The sequence below is a fragment of the Streptosporangium sp. G11 genome (assembly GCF_051192615.1).
In the GTDB taxonomy this organism is placed as follows: Bacteria; Actinomycetota; Actinomycetes; order Streptosporangiales; family Streptosporangiaceae; genus Streptosporangium.
In genome coordinates, this window is the sequence record NZ_JBPJUQ010000003.1 from 65,725 (window position 1) to 86,821 (window position 21,097).

General features: G+C 69.6%; 19 protein-coding genes and 1 tRNA gene. 15 read left to right on the plus strand and 5 right to left on the minus strand.

Going from position 1 to position 21,097, the window contains the following annotated elements:
- Window positions 1-200: 200 nt before the first annotated feature.
- The 5 genes from ACSDR0_RS04010 (at window position 201) to ACSDR0_RS04030 (ending at window position 5,280) form a co-directional block, all read left to right on the plus strand.
- Window positions 201-1,283, plus strand: coding sequence for a hypothetical protein (locus tag ACSDR0_RS04010; protein ID WP_435287344.1), 1,083 nt, complete (start codon window positions 201-203; stop codon window positions 1,281-1,283).
- Window positions 1,284-1,590: 307 nt separating this feature from the next.
- Window positions 1,591-2,391 (plus strand): uracil-DNA glycosylase, encoded by an 801-nt coding sequence (locus tag ACSDR0_RS04015; RefSeq protein WP_435287345.1) that lies wholly within the window; start codon window positions 1,591-1,593, stop codon window positions 2,389-2,391.
- 170 nt (window positions 2,392-2,561) lie between these two features.
- Entirely contained in the window at window positions 2,562-3,878 is a 1,317-nt protein-coding gene (locus tag ACSDR0_RS04020; RefSeq protein WP_435287346.1) for an NAD(P)/FAD-dependent oxidoreductase, read from the plus strand.
- Window positions 3,879-4,106: 228 nt separating this feature from the next.
- Window positions 4,107-4,179: transfer RNA gene (locus tag ACSDR0_RS04025), tRNA-Leu, on the plus strand.
- Between the two features lie 672 nt (window positions 4,180-4,851).
- A complete protein-coding gene (locus ACSDR0_RS04030; protein WP_435287347.1) occupies window positions 4,852-5,280 on the plus strand; it encodes an ester cyclase in 429 nt (142 codons plus the stop codon).
- A gap of 147 nt (window positions 5,281-5,427) precedes the next feature.
- Here ACSDR0_RS04030 and ACSDR0_RS04035 read toward each other — a convergent pair whose 3' ends face one another.
- Entirely contained in the window at window positions 5,428-6,654 is a 1,227-nt protein-coding gene (locus tag ACSDR0_RS04035; protein ID WP_435287348.1) for an ATP-binding protein, read from the minus strand.
- Window positions 6,655-6,932: 278 nt separating this feature from the next.
- On the opposite strand from ACSDR0_RS04035, the gene ACSDR0_RS04040 reads away from it, so the two are divergent.
- The 7 genes from ACSDR0_RS04040 to ACSDR0_RS04070 all read left to right on the plus strand — a co-directional run bounded on the left by ACSDR0_RS04040 (window position 6,933) and on the right by ACSDR0_RS04070 (window position 12,957).
- Window positions 6,933-7,316 (plus strand): winged helix-turn-helix transcriptional regulator, encoded by a 384-nt coding sequence (locus ACSDR0_RS04040; protein WP_435287349.1) that lies wholly within the window; start codon window positions 6,933-6,935, stop codon window positions 7,314-7,316.
- A 147-nt stretch (window positions 7,317-7,463) separates the two neighbouring features.
- Entirely contained in the window at window positions 7,464-8,249 is a 786-nt protein-coding gene (locus ACSDR0_RS04045) for a Bax inhibitor-1/YccA family protein (RefSeq protein ID WP_435287350.1), read from the plus strand.
- 344 nt (window positions 8,250-8,593) lie between these two features.
- Window positions 8,594-9,922: an alpha/beta hydrolase family protein gene (locus ACSDR0_RS04050; protein ID WP_435287351.1), complete on the plus strand. Its 1,329-nt coding sequence runs from the start codon at window positions 8,594-8,596 to the stop codon at window positions 9,920-9,922.
- Between the two features lie 132 nt (window positions 9,923-10,054).
- Window positions 10,055-11,242, plus strand: coding sequence for a sensor histidine kinase (locus ACSDR0_RS04055; protein ID WP_435287352.1), 1,188 nt, complete (start codon window positions 10,055-10,057; stop codon window positions 11,240-11,242).
- 61 nt (window positions 11,243-11,303) lie between these two features.
- Window positions 11,304-11,978, plus strand: a complete 675-nt coding sequence (locus ACSDR0_RS04060; RefSeq protein ID WP_435287353.1) for a response regulator transcription factor — start codon at window positions 11,304-11,306, stop codon at window positions 11,976-11,978.
- A 270-nt stretch (window positions 11,979-12,248) separates the two neighbouring features.
- The gene (locus tag ACSDR0_RS04065; RefSeq protein WP_329093696.1) at window positions 12,249-12,476 is read left to right on the plus strand and encodes a DUF4287 domain-containing protein; all 228 of its coding nucleotides are present in this window, start codon (window positions 12,249-12,251) and stop codon (window positions 12,474-12,476) included.
- A 70-nt stretch (window positions 12,477-12,546) separates the two neighbouring features.
- A complete protein-coding gene (locus tag ACSDR0_RS04070) occupies window positions 12,547-12,957 on the plus strand; it encodes a PPOX class F420-dependent oxidoreductase (protein WP_435287354.1) in 411 nt (136 codons plus the stop codon).
- Window positions 12,958-13,026: 69 nt separating this feature from the next.
- Here the strand turns inward: ACSDR0_RS04070 and ACSDR0_RS04075 are convergent, their stop codons facing one another.
- From ACSDR0_RS04075 to ACSDR0_RS04085, 3 genes are all read right to left on the minus strand, one after another.
- The gene (locus ACSDR0_RS04075) at window positions 13,027-14,247 is read right to left on the minus strand and encodes an acetyl-CoA C-acetyltransferase (RefSeq protein ID WP_435287355.1); all 1,221 of its coding nucleotides are present in this window, start codon (window positions 14,245-14,247) and stop codon (window positions 13,027-13,029) included.
- Window positions 14,248-14,423: 176 nt separating this feature from the next.
- A complete protein-coding gene (locus ACSDR0_RS04080) occupies window positions 14,424-15,767 on the minus strand; it encodes a PQQ-binding-like beta-propeller repeat protein (RefSeq protein ID WP_435287356.1) in 1,344 nt (447 codons plus the stop codon).
- A gap of 59 nt (window positions 15,768-15,826) precedes the next feature.
- Window positions 15,827-16,801 carry an SGNH/GDSL hydrolase family protein gene (locus ACSDR0_RS04085; RefSeq protein ID WP_435287357.1) on the minus strand — a complete coding sequence of 325 codons (975 nt, stop codon included), beginning with the start codon at window positions 16,799-16,801 and terminating at the stop codon, window positions 15,827-15,829.
- A 133-nt stretch (window positions 16,802-16,934) separates the two neighbouring features.
- Between ACSDR0_RS04085 and ACSDR0_RS04090 the strand changes: the two genes are divergently transcribed.
- Entirely contained in the window at window positions 16,935-18,305 is a 1,371-nt protein-coding gene (locus tag ACSDR0_RS04090) for a cystathionine beta-synthase (protein ID WP_435287358.1), read from the plus strand.
- 48 nt (window positions 18,306-18,353) lie between these two features.
- Here ACSDR0_RS04090 and ACSDR0_RS04095 read toward each other — a convergent pair whose 3' ends face one another.
- Window positions 18,354-19,634 (minus strand): sensor histidine kinase, encoded by a 1,281-nt coding sequence (locus ACSDR0_RS04095; protein WP_435287359.1) that lies wholly within the window; start codon window positions 19,632-19,634, stop codon window positions 18,354-18,356.
- Between the two features lie 137 nt (window positions 19,635-19,771).
- On the opposite strand from ACSDR0_RS04095, the gene ACSDR0_RS04100 reads away from it, so the two are divergent.
- The gene (locus tag ACSDR0_RS04100; RefSeq protein ID WP_435287360.1) at window positions 19,772-19,942 is read left to right on the plus strand and encodes a hypothetical protein; all 171 of its coding nucleotides are present in this window, start codon (window positions 19,772-19,774) and stop codon (window positions 19,940-19,942) included.
- A gap of 10 nt (window positions 19,943-19,952) precedes the next feature.
- Entirely contained in the window at window positions 19,953-21,092 is a 1,140-nt protein-coding gene (locus tag ACSDR0_RS04105) for a cystathionine gamma-synthase (protein WP_435287361.1), read from the plus strand.
- Window positions 21,093-21,097: the final 5 nt, after the last annotated feature.

The following is a 21,097-nucleotide window of genomic DNA, read 5'->3' on the forward strand; positions in this document are numbered from 1 at the left end:
TATTGAGGAAAGCTTCCCGTTTATGGTTAGGTAAAGAAGCTTTAGTGGGGCTTTGCCGTGGGGCCCGGCACAGCTGTTGTCGGGGCGGCAACCGTCTCCTGAGCGATTTTGCTTCCCAACGAACGGAGCATCCCCTCATGAAGTCCGGACTAGCCAGAAAGCTAGCCGCAGCAGGAGCCAGCGCGGCCATGCTGGCAACCATGGCAGTAGGCGTGCTGGCCTCGCCCGCAGCGGCGGTCAGTGGATCGAGCCAGGCGGGGGTGGCCTCGGCCGCCGCCAAGCCGAGGCCCGTCGTCTCTGCCGGAACCCCCAAGGCATCTCCCTCGAAGTACGCGGGTGAGTGCCCCGTCAACGTGACCTTCTCCTCGAAGATCAAGGTGAAGGCCGTCAAGAGCAAGACCACGGTCGCCTACCGGTGGCTGCGTGGCGACGGCTCCAAGGGCAAGGTGAAGTCCTTCACCTTCCGTGGCAAGGGCGCCAAGAGCTTCACGGTCAAGGAGAAGGCCACCTTCAAGGGCAACGTCAAGGGCTGGCAGGCCATCCAGGTCCTGGCCCCGCGCGGCGCCACCTCCTCGAAGGGCTACTTCTCGGTCTCCTGTGGCTCCGCCGAGGACGACCACGAGATCAAGACTCCCCCGCGCGTCAGCGCTCAGGTGTGGGTCGACGAGGGCAACTGCAAGGCCGCCCTGATCGGCCGCATCCACGCCTCCGGTACCCGCTGGGTGCACTACCGCTGGGTCGTCAACGGCCACGTCGTCGACCGTGACTCCGTCCGCGTCGACGGCTCGCGCAAGGTCTTCCACGTGATCAGGCCCCGTGACGACTTCAGGGGCTGGGCCTCGCTGCAGATCGTCGGCCCGGTGGAGGCCTCCTCCAACCGCGCCTACTTCAAGATCCGGTGCGAGGACGAGTCGCCGAAGGTCTGGGCGTCCGTCGACGCCCCGTCCGCCTACGAGGGCTCCTGCCCGACGACCCGTACGTTCACCGGCACGATCAGCGCGAGCGGTCGTACCACGGTGAAGTACCGCTGGGTCAGCAACGGTGTGGCGGGCGACTGGAAGTACGCCCACTTCAGCGGTCACGGCTCGCAGCGTCAGAGCGTGTACGACAGCTGGACCACCGCGACCTCCGGCGAGTCCAAGCGCGCGATCGAGATCTACGGTGGCCCGACCACCAGCACCGTGGTGGCCAAGGTCGTCTGCAAGCCCCTCCCGACCCCCACCCCGACTCCCACCCCGACTCCCACCCCGACCCCCACCCCGACCCCGACCCTCCCCGTGTGACCTGATGGCACGGTAGGTCGAGGTAGCGCGCCCGGCGTCTGACGCCGGGCCGCGTCCCGAGTGAAACAGGCGGCGCCCGCATCCCGGCGGGCGCCGCTTCTCGTTTCCCCGCGCCCGCCTTCCGAACCGCGTCGCGAACCGCGCCCGCTTTCCCGCCCTTGCCTTCCAGCCCGCGCCCGCCTCCCGGACTCGCGTGCCCGCCTCCGCCTTCCGGAGCCCGAGTCGGGAGCCCGCCTGGATGGTTCTCGCGCCGGGCGAGCGGCAGGGAATGGGCCGGGTGGTCTCCCGTTTCGGGCACCATCGAAGGATGACCCACGTTCCTCCCGGATCCGGCTGGCCCGACGATCCCGCCCAGCCCGGCACCCCCGTCGCGCACGACCCCGTCGAGGTGCGGAAACTCGCGGGGGAGAGCCGTACCCTCGCGGAGCTCAAGGCCGCGCAGTCGGTCTGCCGGGCCTGCCCGCGCCTGGTGGAGTGGCGCGAGGAGGTGGCGACGGTCAAGAGGCGGGCGTTCGCCGAGGAGACCTACTGGGGCCGGCCCATCGCCGGATGGGGCGACGAGAGGCCCGAGATCCTCATCGTCGGGCTGGCGCCGGCGGCGCACGGCGGCAACAGGACCGGGAGGATCTTCACCGGCGACCGCAGCGGCGACTGGTTGTTCGCCTCGCTGTACCGGACCGGCCTGGCCGTACAGGAGACCAGCCTCCGGGCGGGCGACGGCCAGCGGCTCGTCGGCGCGCGGATGGTGGCGGCGGTCCGGTGCGCTCCCCCCGCCAACAAGCCCGAGCCCGCCGAGCGGTCCGCCTGCTTCCCCTGGCTGTCCCGCGAGGTCGCGCTGGTCTCGGCGGATGTACGGGTGGTCGTCGCGCTGGGAGGTTTCGCCTGGCAGGCGATCTGGCCCGCGCTGAGGGACGCCGGGTACGCCCTGCCACGACCGAGGCCGCCCTTCGGGCACGGTGCCGAGGCGGAGATCACCTCTCCCCAGGGAAGTTCCGCACATCTTCTCGGCTGCTATCACCCCAGCCAGCAGAACACCTTCACCGGCCGGGTGACCGCGCGGATGCTCGACGACCTCTTCACCAGGGCGAACGTGCTTCGCCGCTTGTGAACTCGATCACAAAGAGAAGATTGGCGGGAATTCTCCCGAGAAGGCCGGGCGTTTCTAGCCGTTAGCAGAAATTTCGGCTGGTTTGCCCGGCGTGCGGCTGGCGCGATCGGGGGCGCGGACGTATGCTTGTGAAAGGTTTCACAAGCCTCGAAACTAAGGATGGCGTCGAAGTGAACCGCAACTCCAAGCACATCGTGGTCGTCGGTGGGGGCTATGTCGGCCTCTACACCGTGCTGCGCCTGCAGCACACGCTCCGCAAGGAACTGCGCGATGGAAGCGTGCGAATCACCGTCCTGACCCCCGAGTCCCACATGACCTACCAGCCCTTCCTGCCCGAGGCGGCCGCGGGAAACCTCTCGCCCCGGCACGTGGTCGTCCCGCTCCGCCGCGTGCTCTCGAAGGCGACGATCCTCAACGGCAAGGTTTCCAAGGTCAACCACGCGGCCAAGTCCGTCACCTTCGCGCCCAACGTCGGCACGCCGCATGAGATCGACTACGACATCCTCGTCATGGCCGCCGGGTCGATCTCCCGTACGCTCCCCATCCCCGGCCTGGCCGACGCCGCGATCGGTTTCAAGACGGTCGGCGAGGCGATCGCGCTGCGCAACCGGGTCCTCGAACTCCTCGACCGGGCCGAGAGCGACGAAGACGAGGCCCTGCGCAGGCGCGCCCTGACGTTCGTCGTGGTCGGCGGGGGCTTCGCGGGCGTCGAGGCGCTCGCCGAGCTGGAGGACATGGCGGTCGACGCCGCCCGCTACTACCGGAACATCTCCCGCGAGGACATGCGCTGGATCCTCGTCGAGGCCACCGACCGCATCCTCCCCGAGGTCGGCCCCGAGATGGGCGCGTGGACCGCCGAGCAGCTGCGCGAGCGCGGCATCGAGGTCAAGATGAACACCCGCCTCGACTCCTGCGTGGGCGGCCTGGTCAAGCTCTCCGACGGCGACGAGTTCGAGGCCGCCACCATCGTGTGGACCGCCGGGGTGAAGCCCAGCCCGGTCGTCAACGCCGGAGACCTGCCCCTCGACGAGCGCGGCCGGATCAAGACGACCTCCCGCCTGACCGTGGTCGGTGTCGAGGACGCCTACTCGGCCGGAGACGTGGCCGGGGTGCCCGACCTGACCAACCCCGGCCAGTACTGCGCGCCCAACGCGCAGCACGCCGTACGGCAGGCCAAGGTCCTCGCGGACAACATCACCCGGAGCCTGCGCGGGCGGGAACTGGCCGACTACCGGCACAAGTACGTCGGCTCCGTCGCCGGGCTCGGCCTTCACAAGGGTGTCGCCAACGTCTACGGGATCAAGCTCCGCGGGCTCGCCGCGTGGTTCATGCACCGCACCTATCACCTGTCGCGGGTGCCCACCGTCAACCGCAAGGTCCGCGTGACGGCCGACTGGACCCTGGCGCTCTTCTTCAAGCGCGAGACCGTCTCTCTCGGGGAGATCGAGGAACCACGCACCGAGTTCCGCGCCGCCGCGAGGGACTGAACGGCCGGACCCTTCAGAGGGACTGAACAGCCGGACCCTTCAAGTGAACCGAACTCCCGAACCCGGGGGTGGGCGACCCGGCCCACCTCCGGATTCGCCGTTCCCGGCGGTGTGCTATTCCTTGACCGGGCCCCCGGAACCGGGGCGGTCCGCAGATTCTCGGTGGAAGTGATGCGACGGTTGCCTTGAGCAGTTACGCATGAGTGGTCCGTTACGTATGATTACGGCGCCCCCGTAGCCCAATGGCAGAGGCAAACCCCTTAAAAGGGTTCGAGTGAGGGTTCGAGTCCCTCCGGGGGCACTCATGGTGATCTGTAAAACAAGGCCCGTGACCAGTGAAAACGCGGTCACGGGCCTTTCTGTGCCGTACGGCTGTCCACGGTTGGCGCCGAACGGTCACGGCTGTTCATCCCAAATGCGTTCGTAAAACGTTTGGGGTTACCTAAATGTGATCATTTTGCTTGAGGGCCTTCGGGATTCACCGCCGGGCGAGACGCTCCTGTCCCTCGGCCGTCCTTCGAAGCGCTTCGCCCGGACGTGGGGCGGCATGGCGACGCCGTGCCCCGCCAGGCCGGCGGTCCGGGCGGCCGGCACACCGGTGGCGAACCACGTGGGTACAGCCGCGTGGCGCGTGGCGCGGGTCGCGAAGCCGCCCGGCCGGGGGCGAGGCGACCGCGCACCGGATGACCCCGGACCGCGCCGGAATCGTCGCCCCGCCGGCCCGCGTTCGTGGTCTCCTTTGTCTTGCTGACACCGCCATGGGCGGGCCGGGAGATCGCGACACCTTCCGTGGGGTGCGCACGACGCCATCGGGGTAGGCGGCTGACTCCTCACTGGGTAGCCTTGAAAGAGCGCCGTCGAGGCTCCGACCTCGCTCGATGCCGCCTGAGCGCCGTGACGTTCGTCATCCCGATCACCTTGGAGGCCTCGGCGGGTTCGCTGCCTCGTCCCGCACCAGCGAAGGGCCAATATCATGTCCAATTCTTGGCAGATCAAGCACCGGTTGTGCGAAGCGATCAACACTCATGATTTGCACCGGGTGCTTGAGTTCTACAGCCCGGACGCCGTTCTCGTCACGCCGTCAGGCGTGGCAGAAGGGTATGAGCAGATCGCCCGGTTCTACGAGCAGTTTTTCAAGGGCTTCCCGGACTTCCACCAGACGGCGTGGCTGGAGGTCGCCTGTGACGATCCCGTGGTGACGGAATGGACGTTCATCGGCACCCACCTGGGCCCCTTCCCTCTGCCCGACGGGCGTGAGCTGGAGGGAACCGGCCATCGCATCACCGTCCGCGCCTCATGTGTGGCCCGCGTCGCCAACGATTTGGTCATTTCGCACCAGGATTACTACGACCAGCTGGAGCTGTACAGCCAGCTCGGCTGCGGCTTGGTGGTCGCTCGGTGAGCCCTTTCCCATCCGGGGTCGCGGGTCACGGTCTGTCGCGGAGTTCCGGGGCGATCCGGGAGCGGCGAGGCCCGGATGGAAGATCGTCGGCAAAGTCCGAACGGGAACACCGATGTCCCACCGCCGAGAGACGGTAGGAGACGGACCCTAGGCGGAAAGAGGGAGGCGGAGGACGAAGCGGGCACCGGTGGGGTGATCGGCGGCGTACAGGTGGCCGCCGTAGCCCTGGGCGATCTGGCGGGCGATGGGCAGGCCGAGCCCGGAGCCGCCGGGATCCCGGCGACAGGCGTCGTCCAGGCGGCAGAGGCGTTCGAAGATTCTTTCGCGGTCGGCGGGGGCGATCCCGGGTCCATCGTCGATGACCTCCAGGATCGCGTCGGGCGGGGCGGTGGTGACGATGACCTCGATCACGGTGGTGGTGTGCCGTTCGGCGTTGGCCATCAGGTTGGCCAGGAGCCGGGACATCCGGATCCGGGAGGCGCGCACGACCACCTGCTGATCGAGCCGGGCCAGGACGGTGGCGGTCAGGGTCCGTCGTTCCAGCTCGTCTACGACGAGGCGGCCGAGGTCGACCGGCTCGGTGGCGGCGGGCGTCGCGGTGTCCAGCCGGGAGAGTTCGAGCAGATCGGCGACGATGTCGTTGAGCCGCTCGGTGCCTCGCAGTAATTTGCGCAGGATCTGCTGCGGATCGGTGTCAGGTTCCGAGAGTGCGGTCTCCAGCTCGGTCAGCAGCCCGGTGATCGGGTTGCGCAGGTCGTGGGAGGCGTCGAAGACGAACTGCCGCTGCCGCTCGATGGTCTCCCTCAGCGCCGACGTGGTCTGGCGTTGTTGCCTGTGGGCCTGCTGGAGTCCTTCGTTGAGGTCCTGGAGTTCGCGGGCGCGAACGTAGACGTCGGTCTCCAGCGACCCCAGCTCCGCCCGCGCGCCGGTGAGGCCGCGCTCGCCGGACCGCCATAGCAGCCGGAGGAAGCCGGTGACCTCCTCGCTACGGTGAACGATCAGCTTCACCTCGCCGTCCGGGCCGAGGACGGGCACGTTGATCGTGCTCCAGTATCGTTCCTCGAACACCCCCGGCCTGTCGCTCGCCTCGATGTCGTACCGCTGCAGCGCCATGGTGTCCGGTTCGCCGGTGGCGATGACCCGTTCCAGCGAAGCGCGCAGACGCCCCGCCCCCTGCCCGTCAGGATCGTTGGGGGTGTCCGGATTTCCGGGGAAGACGGCGAAGAAGGGCCGGCCGAGCAGGTCCGCCCGGCCCCGCCCGGTCACCTTCAAATAGGAGTTGTTGGCCGCCACCACGACGAGGTCCGGCGTCATCACCAGCAGCGGGGCCGCGAGGGCTTCGAACACCGCCCTGTAATCGATCTCCAAGTCCATCACAGCGCCTTTCCTCGACCCCCTCCACCTTCAAAGCTAGTCCAGGAGGCGGGGGCCGGGTCTGCGGCCCGATGGCTCCTGACCTGGTCGGCGGGCCTTTTGGTAAGCGGCCGCGCCCAGCACGGGTGACGGTGCGTTCGTCGGGTCCGTTCGCGGTCGTGACGCGATGCCCGTGTGTATGGGCCGCCTGTTCGGGCCCGTGACCCGCGCGAAGGGGTCGCGGGACGACTTGTCTCGCCGCCTGGGATTCGACGGCCCGCTGGTATAAAATAGTAACCATGAGGGACGAGGCGAACCTGGAGCCCATGCTCCGGGCCAACGGGATCGCCCGGCAGGTGATCGGTCACATCGGAGACAAGTGGTCCCTGCTGGTGATCGCGGCGCTGGGGCACGGGGCCCAGCGGTTCTCCCGGCTCAAGGCGCGGATCGAGGGGATCAACCAGCGCATGCTGACCCGGACGCTGCGGGCCCTGGAGCGCGACGGCATCGTCGAGCGCAACGTCTACCCGACCTCGCCGCCCACGGTGGAATACGTGCTCACCCGGATGGGGCGTGACCTGTCGGTGGCCGTGACCGGCATCTGCGAGTGGGCGCGCCGCAACCTCGACGAGGTCGAGGCGTCCCAGCGGCTTTTCGACGAGCGATCGGCGAAACAGGCGTGAGGGCCGGGAACCTGACGGGCCACCCGTTCGTTGGCAACAACGGCGGTAGCCGTACGGCCACTTGAACAACATAGATATCAGCACGATACGGCCGTGTGACAACCGATCTAATACGCTGATCGCGTAGGTCGCAGCGTGGAGGCAGCGATGGAGAGCAAGAACCCCGTATTCAGTCGGCAGGCCAAGGGCCAGCAGCAAGGCTGGGGCGTGCCGACCCCCACCCCTGACCAGCTTCAGGGTATGTACAACACGCCGTCATACGCGCCGCCCGCCCAGCGGACGATGACGATTGACGACGTGGTCGTGCGTGGTTTCATCACCCTTGGCACGCTTGTCGTCTCGGCGGCGGTCGCCTGGGTGCTCAACCTCGGCATGGTCGCGGCGATCGCCGGTGTCATCGTCGGCCTGATCCTCGCCCTGATCATCTCGTTCAGGTCCAGCACCAACCCCGTGCTGATCCTCGGCTACTCGGTCGCCTACGGTGTCGCCGTCGGCGTGATCAGCCACGTCTACAACGATCTGTACAGCGGCATCGTCTTCCAGGCGGTGGTCGGTACGGCTCTGGCGTTCGCCGCCATGCTGACCGTTTACTCCCTGCGCATCATCCGTGTGACGCCGAAGTTCACCAAGTTCGTCGTGGCCGCGGCTCTGGGCCTGATGGGTCTCGCGCTCATCAACCTGGTCGCCGGCTTCTTCATCGAGGACGGCATCGGCATCCGGTCGGGTGGCGTGCTGGCCTACGTGTTCAGCATCGCCGCGATCCTCGTCGGCTGCTTCTTCCTGCTCCTCGACTTCGACGAGGTCGAGCGCGGAGTGCGGAACGGCGCCCCGGAGAAGTACTCGTGGCTGATGGCCTTCGGCCTGACCGTCACCCTGGTCTGGATCTACCTGGAGATCCTGCGCCTGCTGAGCTACTTCTCGAGTAGCGACTGACGAACACGCCGGCGGCCCCGCCGGATCCGTCAGGCCGGGCTCGTCGAGTCCGGGTGACCGATCCGGCGCCGTCGGCGAATCCGAGGTATCGAACCGCCCCGTTCGTGATGACCGAGTTCATCACGAACGGGGCGGTTCGTTTGTGCCGGCCGTTCCGCCACCTTCCTTCGGCCGTTCCGCGACCTTCCGGCGCTCTTCACGAGCACGGCGTCATGCCTGCGGATGATGATCGTCGCGGGTCAACCCACCGCGTCAACCCACGTTCATCCCTGAGGACGAAGGGCGGCCAAAAGATCGCTGGAAGGCTTCTCGTAGCACGTCAACCACCTACGAGGAGATGACCGATGCCTGCTTTCCCGCGAGATCCCAAGCTTGGCCGTACCGGATGGACGATCGTCGGCCTGGGGGTCGCCGCCACCCTGCTGGCACCGGCCACCACGTCGGCGGCGGCCGCCGGGCCCGGATCGCACGGGCCAGCCGCGAAGGCGCCGGGCTCGTCGGCGTCCATCGGCGGGTCCGCTCTCGCCGATACGGCGGGCGCGTCCGCGACGGCCCTCAGGATGTCGCTGCCGAAGCCCACCGGGAGATATCCGATCGGCACGGTCGCCCTGCACCTGGTGGACCGGTCGCGCCCCGACTCCCTGGTGACGTCCCGGCCCTACCGCGAACTCATGGTGAGCGTCTGGTATCCCGCTCGCGGCGCGGAGAACTTGCCCCTCGCGCCGCAGATGCCACCGCTTGCCGCGGCTGACTTCGATCAGGATACGGCCTCCGACCTGGGCATCAAGCCGGGCGAGGTGAACTGGGCCGCGACGAGGACGCACGCCAGGACGGGCGCGCCGGTGGATCGGAGAGCGGGAGCCCTTCCCGTCGTCCTATACTCCCCGGGACTCGACGGCCCGCGTACCCTCGGCACCGTCCTGGTCGAGGAACTGGCCAGCCGCGGTTACGTCGTCGTCACGGTCGATCACACCTACCAGCCGGACCAGGTCGAGTTCCCCGGCGGCAGGGTCGAACGGGCCAGGCTCCCCCCGGTGCCGGACAAGGAGGCGTTCGAGAAGCTCACGAAGGTCCTTCTCGCGACTCGCGTCGAGGACATGAGGTTCGTGCTCGACCGGCTGGCCCGCCTCGACCGCGGGCACAATCCCGACGAGGAACGCGCGCCACTGCCGGCCGGGCTGTCCGGCGCACTGGACCTGTCCCGTACCGGAATGTTCGGCCACTCCTTCGGCGGAGCCACGGCCGCCCAGCTCACGCGTGACGACCGGCGCGTCGACGCGGGGATCAACCTCGACGGCACGCTTTTCGGACCGGTCGTCCGAAGCGGTCTCGCGAAGCCGTTCCTGCAGGTGGCGGGGGAGCCGACCACACGGGAGAGCGAGCCCACCTGGAAGTCCTTCTGGGACAGGTCGAGCGGCTGGAAGCGCGAGGTGCGGTTCACGGGGGCTCAGCACCTGTCTTTCATGGATGTTCAGGCGATGATCCCGCAGGTCGCCGGGAAGCTGGGGAAGGTGCCCGTGGCGGAGATCATCGGGACGATCGATCCCGAACGCTCGGTCACGGCCCAGCGCGCCTACGTCACCGCGTTCTTCGACCTGCACCTGCGGGGACGGCACACCCGCCTCTTCGACGGCCCCGCCAGGCGTTACCCCGAGGTGAAACTCATTCCGTAGAACGGTGCGACCGGGCGGGCCGACCCCGCCGGCGCTGCACCCCAGGTCGTACCGGCACCTTCCCCGGGTTGTACTGGCGTCTCCGCCTCAAGGGGGAATCCGGCCCGGCGACCGGTACGTATCGTTGAGTCGGTGTTCGGCGGATCGCGTGCCCTGGGGGCACGTCACAGAGCCCTGAAGGACGTCCTCGTCCTCGGGCCGTTGGTGCTGCTCTGCCTTGTCCAGGTGATCTACCACGGCGATCCGAGCGCGCCGGGACCCGGTACGGGTGGCTTCTGGGGCGTCCTCGCGCTGGTCGCGGTCCTGCTGGCGCCGCTTCTCTGGCGGCGGAGACACCCGCTCGCCGTCTTCGCGATCACGGCATCGGTGAGCTTCGCGCAGTGGGCGGCGAGCGTCGACATGGTCGCCGCCAACAGCGCGGTGCTGATTGCGATGTACGGAGTGGCCTCTCGGCGCCGGTTGCGCTGGGCGATCGCCGCCGGAGCGGTCGCCCAGCTCGGCATACTGCTCGTGGTGTTCCGGCCGAACGAATCCGCGTTCGTGCTGGCCAAGGAGTACGCCGCGTTCTCCGTGTTCGTCATCGCGATCTGGATCGCCGGGATCTACGCCAACACCCACCGCCGGTATGTGGAAAGCCTGGTGGAACGGGCGGAACAGGCGGAAAGGGAACGCGACCAGCGGGCCCTCATCGCGGCCACGGCGGAGCGGGTGCGCATCGCTCGCGAGCTGCATGACGTGGTCGCGCACAACGTGAGCGTGATCGTCATCCACGCGGACGGCGCCGGATACGCCATCGAGAGTGATCCCGAACGGGCCCGGCAGGCCCTGGGGACCATCTCGACGACGGGCCGCCGGGCGCTTGCCGAGATGCGGCGGCTGGTGGGCGTGCTGCGCGACGACACGGGCGCGGAGGAGTCGCACTCTCCCCAGCCCGACCTGGCGCGGCTCGGCGAGCTCGTCGAGCAGGCTCGCGCGTCCGGGCTGCCGACCGAGCTCGCCGTGTCCGGAACCCCCCGTGACCTGCCCGAGGGAGAGCAGCTGGTGATCTACCGAATCGTCCAGGAGGCGCTGACGAACACCCTCAAGCACGGTGGACCGGGCACACGGGCCACCGTCGAGGTGGGGTTCGGCCACGACGAGATCAAGCTCATGATCGCTGACGACGGCCAGGGGGCGTCCACGCTCCGGATCGAGGGGGGCCACGGTCTGGCCGGCATGCGGGAGAGGGCGGCGATATACGGCGGAACGATCAGAGCGGAGCCCCGGGCCGGCGGTGGCTTCCAGGTGCTCGCCCGTATCCCCACAGGACGCGATGAATAACGCCGAAAGGATCAGACCCGGCAGTATGAGGGCGGATGTCGCCGAGGCGGAGTGAGACGCCATGATCCGGGTCGTGCTGGTCGACGACCAGGAACTCGTACGGGCGGGGTTCCGGCTGGTCCTGGACTCCCAGCCGGACATCGAGCTGGTCGGCGAGGCCGCGGACGGTGTGGCGGCGATCGAGGTGCTGCGGGCGACCAAGGCCGACGTGGTGCTCATGGACGTGCGGATGCCGCGGATGGGCGGCGTCGAGGCGACCGGGCTCATCCGCGCCAACGCGGTGGCGGGGGTGCCGAAGGTGCTCATCCTCACGACGTTCGACCTGGACGAGTACGCCTTCGCCGCGATCAGAGCGGGAGCCTCGGGCTTCATCCTCAAGGACGCGTTCCCGGAGGAGCTGTTCAGCGCCATCAGGTCCGTGCATTCGGGAGGTGCCGTGGTCGCGCCGAGCACGACCCGGCGCCTGCTGGAGCATTTCGCCGCGCATCTTCCGGTCGGTGACACGACCGGGCGGGACGCGCACGTGCTCACCGCGCGGGAGCGGGAGGTGCTCCTCCACGTGGCGCGTGGCCTGTCGAACACGGAGATCGCCGCTCGGCTGCGACTGGCCGAGGCGACGGTGAAGACGCACTTCAATCGGATTCTCAGCAAACTGGATCTACGCGACCGGGCTCAGGCCGTGGTGTACGCGTACGAAAGCGGCCTCATCACGGTGGATCGACCGAAAGAACGATGACCCTGTGGCGGCGGGGCCGCGTATCCCGATCGCCTCGGTGGCGGGCGGTGGGGGAGGTCAGGAGCGGTGGGCCGTCCGTCGCCGATCCGGCCAAGGACGGCGGCACCGGGCCCGTTCCGGCGGGGTCTCCCGTTTTTCTGGGCGGACATGTGAGTGAACGGAAGGCAACGGGGGATAGACGAACCGCGACGGAAGAGAGCATCTCGGGGCTTGCTATCTGGGCTTTCGTGATGCACTGTCGAGCAAAGGAGCCTATCCGTGGAGGTGCCCATGTCGTTGAACCACTCACTGGAGACGCAGAGCAAGCTGATCGCAAGGGTCCCGGACATCACGGGACGCGCACTCCCAGAGTGGTTCCAAGCAATCGACAACGGCCCGTCGTTCCTTCGCTGCGATGAGCGTGCCACCTGGCTCGCCGATGAGCACGGGCTGACCCACGGCTACGCCGCCGCCATTGTGCACGAGCACGAGCGGCATCGCCGTACCCGTTACCTGTAAGTCGTCTATCTCCGTGAAGCCCGCGCCACCCCGGTGGTGCGGGCTTTGATGTACGGGCCATGATGGGGTCATGGATCATGACAAGGCGCGCGGGTTCATCCGCGCCAACCACCGCGCGGTCATGCTGACCTCGCACGCCGATGGACGCCCGCAGCTCTCTCCGGTCACCGTGGGGCTCGACGCCGAGGGAAACGCGATCGTCAGCACCAGGGAGACCGCGGCGAAGGTGCGCAACCTCCGCAGGAACCCGCAGGTCTCGCTCTGCGTGACGACCGACGCCTTCTTCGGCCAGTGGATCCAGATCGACGGCGTCGCGGAGATCGTTTCCCTGCCCGAGGCGATGGACCTCCTGGTCGGCTACTACCGGGACATCTCCGGTGAGCACCCCGACTGGGACGACTACCGGGCCGCCATGGAGCGGGAGCGGCGGGTGATCCTGAGGATCGCGATCACCCGCGCCGGCCCCGACGTGCACGGCTGAGCCGCCCCCGGAACGGGGACACCGCGGCCGGGCCAACGGGTGCCCGGAGCCCGGCCGGGGGCGCCGGGTTCAGCTGAGGCGCTCCAGAACCATGGCCATGCCCTGGCCACCGCCGACGCACATGGTCTCCAGGCCGATCGACCTGTCGTGGAAGGCCAGGCTGTTGATCAGCGTGGAGGTGATGCGGGCACCCGTCATCCCGAAGGGGTGGCCGACCGCGATGGCGCCGCCGTTGACGTTGAGCCGGTCGATGTCGATCCCGAGGTCCTGGTAGGACGGGATGACCTGGGCGGCGAACGCCTCGTTGATCTCGACGAGGTCCACGTCGCCGATGGCCATGCCCGCCCTGGCCAGGGCCTGCTTCGAGGCCTCGACCGGGCCCAGGCCCATGATCTCGGGGGACAGGCCGGTCACGCCGGTGGAGACGATCCGGGCGAGCGGGGTGATGCCGAGCTCGGCGGCTCTGGTGTCGCTCATCACGATCACGGCGGCGGCGCCGTCGTTCAGCGGGCAGCAGTTGCCCGCGGTGACCGTGCCGTCGGGGCGGAAGACCGGCTTGAGCTGGGAGACCGCCTCGTAGGTGGTCCCGGCGCGGGGGCCGTCGTCCCTGCTCACCACGGTGCCGTCGGGCAGGGTCACCGGGGTGATGTCCTTCTCCCAGAAGCCGTTGGCGATGGCCTTCTCCGCCAGGTTCTGGGAGCGGACGCCGAACTCGTCCTGCTCCTGCCGGGAGACGCCCTTCAGCCCGGCGAGGTTCTCCGCGGTCTGGCCCATCGCCACGTAGACGTCGGGCACCTGGCCGTCCTCGCGCGGGTCGTGCCAGACCCCCTTGCCGCCCTCGGCGGCACTGACCGAGCGGGCGTGGGCGTCGCCGAACAGCGGGTTCATCGTGTCGGGCCCCTGGTCGGAGCTGCCGTTCTTGAGGCGGGAGACGCACTCCACGCCCGCGGAGACGAACACGTCTCCCTCGCCGGCCTTGATCGCGTGCAGGGCCATCCGGGTGGTCTGCAGCGAGGACGAGCAGTAGCGGGTCACGGTAGTGCCCGGAACGGTGTCCAGGCCGAGCAGGGTGGCGACCACCCGGCCCATGTTGAAGCCCTGTTCGCCGCCCGGCAGGCCGCAGCCCAGCATGAGGTCGTCGATCGTGGTCGGGTCGAGCTGGGGGACCTTGGCAAGCGCGGCCTGGATGATCTGTACGGTCAGGTCGTCGGGGCGGATGTCCTTGAGGGACCCCTTGAAGGCGCGTCCGATGGGCGAGCGCGCGGTCGCGACGATGACTGCCTCGGGCATGTGGCTCTCCTGGGTTCGTGTCTGCTCCTCCAGCGGAGCGTACCGTGCGGTATGCCCGAAGCCACGCCCCGGGGGGCGTTGAAACAGAACTTTGTACGGGACGCACAAGGTCCCCGTCCCGCCGTGAGATCGGGACGGGGACCGTCACGAATCGGCCGTCTCGTCGGTCGCGGATGTCAGCCGTACATGCCGGGGGAGGTGCCGTCGCCGTCCTTGATCCCGTGGAGGCCGCCCTTCTCGTCGCGCCACATCCGCCAGCCGTTCTGGCTGCCGGTGAACCAGAGGGGCGGGGCGCCCGAGCCGGACACCCGCTTGCCGTCGGCCAGCCTGTACTCGCACAGCGAGGCCACCGAGTAGAAGCCGGAGTTCTGGCCCTTGAGCGCGAGCGGCTTGGGGTCGGTCACGCAGAAGGACCAGGCGCGCTCGTTCTTGACGTCGGCGTCACGGCCGCTGGGGAGGTCGAAGACGTTGCCCGGCTTGTCGTGCCGCAGGAAGCCGACCTTCTCCATGCGGGGCGGGAAGGCCAGCCACCAGCCCGACTCGGGAACCTGCTCGGCGGAGATCTGGCCGAGCACCCGGCCGCTGCCGGCCTCCAGGCGGGCGAACCCGCCGTACCGGCCCTCCTGGTCGACCGGGCGGACCACCGGCGCGAAGCCGGGGCTGCCGCTGGGGTAGACGCGGACCACCGACGGGCGCATCCAGTTGACCGTGCCGTCGGCGAGCTTGACGGAGAACAGGCCGAAGGCGGAGACCTTGCTCGTCTTCGGATTTGTGTAGGGGGCGACGTATCCGACGAGGTTTCCCGCCGTCGCGCCGAAGGACCAGCCTCCCGACAGGTCCACCCCGGGGCCGAGGGGCTGCTCGACGGGGACCCGCCAGACGGTCTTGCCGGTCTTCAGGTCGTGCGCCTCCAGGACGGGGTGGCGGGCCAGGCGGAGGAACACCACGCGCGAGGCGTCGGACCACTCGGCCTCCGCGATGCCGGGGATCTTCCACATGGTCCGGCCGGTGGCCGGGTCGAGGACGACGACGCGGGCGCTCGCGAGCGCGGTGTTCTCGGACACGCACACGAACGCCCCGCACCGCTGCGGGCCGAAGGTGGAGTGCACCGGGCGGCTCCACCTGCGCGCCCCGGTCCTGGCGTCGAGGCCGACGAGCGTGGCCTTCCAGCGGCCCCGCCTGGCGGGGTCGATCGTCACCGCGACGGCCCGCCCCGCGGAGGTCTCGACGATCGCGGGGGCGGGCACCCCCATCCCCGGCAGGCGGCCCGCCATGGTCGAGGGGTGGGCCCACAGCTTTCTGCCCGTGGCGAGGTCGAGGGCCACCGTCTCCAGCGTGCCGTCGGGCTTCATGGAGGTCGTCGTGGCGACGCCACCGGCGGTGGTGGTGCGGCTGACCGCGTTCACCTCGGTGTTGTGCCAGGTGGGATGGTCGGGGGTGGCCGCTTCAGTGCCGGAGCAGCCGCCCAGGGTCAAAGCTCCGGCGAGCACCAGGGCCGGTTTCGCGAGGGGCCGGATCACGGGTATTCCACTCCAATGCGGGCGAGGCGTTACGGCTTCGCAGCGGAGGGTGACCGTGTTCAGTCGTCGTTGGGCCGCATTCCCGGCCTGCGGCCGAGCATGGTCACCCACCGTCCGTGAGGTCCGGTCGCTCGTCCGGCGACACGGGTCGCGGAGACCTCGGCGCCGGGCTCCTCCGCGGCCTTGGCCGCCGCGAGGTAGATCGACTCAGCGCGCCGGGCCCGTGGCTCGGGCCAGAGTTCCAACGCACTGCATACGGAAGGTAGCACCGCGTAAGCAACCTGGAGATAACCTTGAGCAGATGGGTGATAACGATCAAGGCCGAACATCTCCGCGGGGTTCGTGTCGAACTCCGGTCCCAGCAGGTCCGCGAAGGCCACGGTGCGCCCGCCCGCCTCGACCACGGCGACGGTCTGCGCGGCGGCCAGCTGGCGGCTCCACCGCCGCGTCAGCCAGCGGAGCGGCTGCGCGATCGGCCGGACCGTGCCCAGGTCGGGGCAGGTGCCCACGACCACCTCCGCCCCGGCCTCCCGCAGCCGCCTGACCGCCTTCTGCAGGTGCCGCACGGCCTGGGCGGGCCTGCTCTGCGAGGTGACGTCGTTGGCCCCGATGAAGATGACCGCGATCTCGGGCCGGGCCTTCAGCGCCTCGTCCACCTGGTCGGCCAGCTCCGCGGAGGTGGCCCCCGACCTGCCCGCCACGGCCAGCCGCACCGGCCGCTCGGCGATCACGGCCAGCCCGTTGGCGATCAGCACGGCGGGGGTCTCCGCAGGGTCGGAGGTGCCCAGGCCGACGGAGGTGGAGTCGCCGAGCATGACCATCCGGAGCGGCTCGCCACCGAAGGCCCCGTACACACCGTCCGACGGCGGCCCCTCCATGCCGTGCGGGCGGCCGACGGCGCGGCGGGCCACCAGGGCCTCGGCCAGCAGCAGCCCGTAGGTCGCCGCGCCGAGCGCGGTGAGGCCTCCTCCACCCAGCGCGGCCGCCGCGGCGATGCGGCGGGCGGCCCTCGCCACACCCGGTGTCCAGATCACGTGGCGTCGCTCCCTCCCTACGGGGCGGTAGCGTTGCCTTTGGTAACACAGCCGCGTCCCCGCCACCCCCATGGGACCACGGCGATCACGACAACAAGCCGACCGAGCTTTGGTATTTCGAGGTGATATCCCGGTGCGCGTACATGACTCGCTCGTCGAGCTGATGGGTAACACCCCTCTCGTCCGACTGCACAAGGTGACGGAGGGCGTTTCCGCCCAGGTGCTGGCGAAGGTGGAGTATTTCAACCCCGGAGGTTCGGTGAAGGACCGCATCGCGGTCCGGATGATCGACGCCGCAGAGCGGTCGGGGGAGCTGAGGCCGGGGGGCACGATCGTGGAGCCCACCTCGGGTAACACCGGGATCGGCCTGGCCATCGTGGCCCAGCAGCGGGGATACCGCTGCCTGTTCGTGGTGCCCGACAAGGTGGCCCAGGACAAGATCTCGGTGCTGCGCGCCTACGGCGCCGAGGTCGTGGTCTGCCCGACGGCGGTCTCTCCTGACCACCCCGACTCCTACTACTCGGTCTCCGACCGGCTGGCCAAGGAGACGCCGAACGCCTGGAAGCCGGACCAGTACTCCAACCCGCGCAACACCGAGAGCCACTACCACTCCACGGGCCCGGAGATCTGGGAGCAGACCGAGGGCAGGATCACCCACTTCGTGGCGGGCGTCGGCACCGGGGGCACGATCAGCGGCACCGGCCGCTACCTCAAGGAGGTCTCCGGAGGCCGGGTCAAGGTCATCGGGGCCGACCCCGAGGGCTCGGTGTACTCCGGCGGCGCCGGCCGGCCGTACCTGGTGGAGGGCGTCGGCGAGGACATCTGGCCCGCCAACTACGACACCACGATCTGCGACGAGGTCATCGCGATCTCCGACAAGGACTCCTTCAACATGACCCGGCGGCTGGCCCGCGAGGAGGCGCTGCTGGTGGGCGGCTCCTGCGGCATGGCGACGGTCGCGGCGCTGCGCGTGGCCGAGCGGGCCGGGCCGGACGACGTGATCGTGGTGCTGCTGCCCGACGGCGGCCGGGGCTACCTGTCGAAGATCTTCAACGACGAGTGGATGGCCGACTACGGCTTCCTGACCACCTCCAGCGAGGAGGGACTGGTCAAGGACGTCCTGACGCGCAAGAGCTCCGGGATGCCGGAGTTCGTGCACACCCACCCGCACGAGTCGGTCGACACGGCCATCTCGATCATGCGCGAGTACGGCGTCTCGCAGCTTCCGGTGATGAAGGAGGAGCCGCCGGTCATGGCCGCCGAGGTGGTCGGCTCGATCCTGGAGCGCGACCTGCTCGACGCCCTCTACCGGGGCCGGGTGCGGCCGACCGACCCGCTGTCCGCCCACATGTCGCAGCCGCTGCCGACGATCGGCGCGGGCGAGCCGGTCTCCATCGCCGTCGAGGCGCTGGAGAAGGCCGACGCCGCGGTCGTCCTCGACGACGGCAAGCCCGTCGGCCTGATCACCCGTCAGGACCTGCTGGCCTTCCTCGCCAACCACTAGCCCGCCTCCGCCCCGGCCCCGGAGGTCTCCGGGGCCGGGGCGGAGAGGTCAGAGCGGGAACTCCGCCATCACCTCCCAGGCCCCGGAGGGGGTGGGCCCGGCCATGAGGCGGCCACCGAGCGCCTCGACGCGCTCGGCCATCCCCACCAGGCCGAACCCGCCGCCGAGGCGGGAGATCCTGACGTCGCCCATCGAGCCGTAGTTGCGCACCCGCAGCCGTACGGCGCCCCCGGTGGCCGAGGTGCCCGCGCCGGTCGAGGTGCCCGTGGAGGCGTAGGCGGCACGCCGGCCCCGCGGGTCCTGGCCGTTTCTCGTCCTCATGCGCACGCTCTCGGCCCAGGCGCGCAGGTCGGAGCCGTCGGTGAGCTTCAGGTCCGCCTCGACCCAGCCGGTGCCCGGCGCGTGCCTGCGGACGTTGGTCAGCGACTCCTGGAGGACCCGGTGCAGGGTGGTCATCACCTCCGGGGCCACGGTGCCCTCGGCGATGCCCTGGCCGATGTCGAAGGTGACCTGGGGGCCCGCGGCGGAGAAGCGCTCGACCATCGTGCGCATGTCCATGAGCGTGCTGCCCGGTGAGCGGGCGGCCTCGTCCTCCGCGCGCAGCACGCTGACCAGGCGGCGCATCGAGGTCAGCGCGTCGGCCCCGGCGTTGCCGATCGCCTCCAGGGAGGGGACCACGGCCTCGGGCTTCTGCTCGGCGACGACCTTGGCGGCCTGCGCCTGTACCACGATCCCGGTGATGTGGTGGGCGACCAGGTCGTGCAACTCCCTGGCCAGCTCCAGGCGCTCGGACCGCCGTACCGTGTCGACGGCCTCCCTGCGGCGCTCCAGCTGGAAGCGGAGGTAGGCGCCGATGCCGGCGGCGAAGGACCAGCAGACGAAGAGCAGGAAGCCGACGGCCACCGTGCCCTCCGGGCCCACGGAGTTCAGGCGGCTGGCGGTGGCTTCGAGCACCACCATCGCCGCCAGGGAGAACAGCGCGGCCCGCCGCACCGGCTCGATCGCGCGCAGGCCGCCGACGGTGAGGACTAGCAGCGACCCGATCTCCGCCGCACTGAGGCCGCCGTCGCCGTTGGCGATCCCGATGATCAGGGAGGACACGAACGACACCGTCAGCAGGGTGACGAACCCGCCGACCCGCCAGCGGCGGCGTCGCACCACCGCCACGACGCCCACCAGGCCGCACAGGGGGTTCAGCAGTATCGCCGGGGTGGGGCCGCTCGCCGCGGTCGCCACCACGTCGATCAGCAGGAGCAGGAGGAGCCAGCCGATCAACGCGATCTCGCTGAGTCGTTTGACCCAGTAGACCAGCCGGCTCGTTTCTCCCACGGTCCCCGAGCCTAGGCCTCAGGGGGGACATGTCATATCGGCCGTTCGGCTGAACCGTTCCCACCGGAACCGGCCCTTCAGGGGAGGCGGCGCCCAGGGCCCGTCGCCGATCCTGGAGAGGTCGAAGGGGGAAAGAGATGACCATCATCGGGATCGTGCTGCTGGTCGCGGGGCTCGTGGTCGGCGCGGCTTTGACGCTCGCCGACCCGGTCCTGCTGTCGCGGATCGGCGGGGAGCACGACGAGGGAGTGGCGGAGAGCCGTGGAGAGCGGCTCCCTGGGCCCTGGAGTCCCCGCTGTTACGAGTAGCGTTGACCCCATGAACCATGGATTCGAGACGCTGGCCATCCACGCAGGTCAGGAGCCCGACCCCTACACCGGGGCCGTGGTGCCGCCGATCTACGCGGTGTCCACCTACAAGCAGGACGGCGTGGGCGGGTTGCGCGCCGGATACGAGTACAGCCGGTCGGCCAACCCGACCAGGACCGCGCTGGAGGAGGCCATGGCCGCCGTCGAGGGCGGCAGCCGTGGCCTGGCCTTCGCCTCCGGCCTGGCGGCCGAGGACACGGTGCTCCGCACGGTCTGCGAGCCGGGTGACCACGTGATCATCCCGAACGACGCCTACGGCGGCACCTACCGCCTGTTCGCGAAGGTCCACAAGCGTTGGGGGCTGCACTACGACCCGGTGCCGCTGGGCGACCTGGCGGCGGTGGCGGCCGCCGTGACCCAGAAGACGAAGATCATCTGGGTGGAGACGCCCACCAACCCGCTGCTCGGCGTCGCGGACATCGCGGCCCTGGCCCAGCTCGCGAGCGAGTGCGGCGCGCTGCTGGTGGTGGACAACACCTTCGCCTCCCCGTACCTGCAGCAGCCGCTGGCACTGGGCGCGGACATCGTCGTGCACTCCACCACCAAGTACGTGGGCGGCCACTCCGACGTGGTCGGCGGCGCGCTCGTCGCGCGAGACGCCGGGCTGGGCGAGGAGCTCGCCTACCACCAGAACGCGATGGGCGCGGTGGCCGGGCCGTTCGACGCCTGGCTGACGCTGCGCGGCCTCAAGACGCTCGGGGTGAGGATGGACCGCCACTGCGAGAACGCGGAGCGGGTGGTCGACCTGCTGCTCGCCCATCCGCGGGTGACCTCGGTGCTCTACCCGGGCCTGGCCGACCACCCGGGCCACGAGGTGGCGGCCAAGCAGATGAGGCGTTTCGGCGGCATGGTCTCCTTCCGGATGGCCGGGGGAGAGGCCGAGGCGGTCGAGGTGTGCAACAGGGCCAAGCTGTTCACCCTGGGCGAGTCGCTCGGCGGCGTGGAGTCGCTGATCGAGCACCCCGGCCGGATGACCCACGCCTCCGTGGCGGGCTCGCCGCTGGAGGTTCCCGGCGACCTGGTGCGCCTGTCGGTCGGCATCGAGTCGATCGACGACCTGCTGGCCGACCTCACCCAGGCGCTGGCCTAGGAACG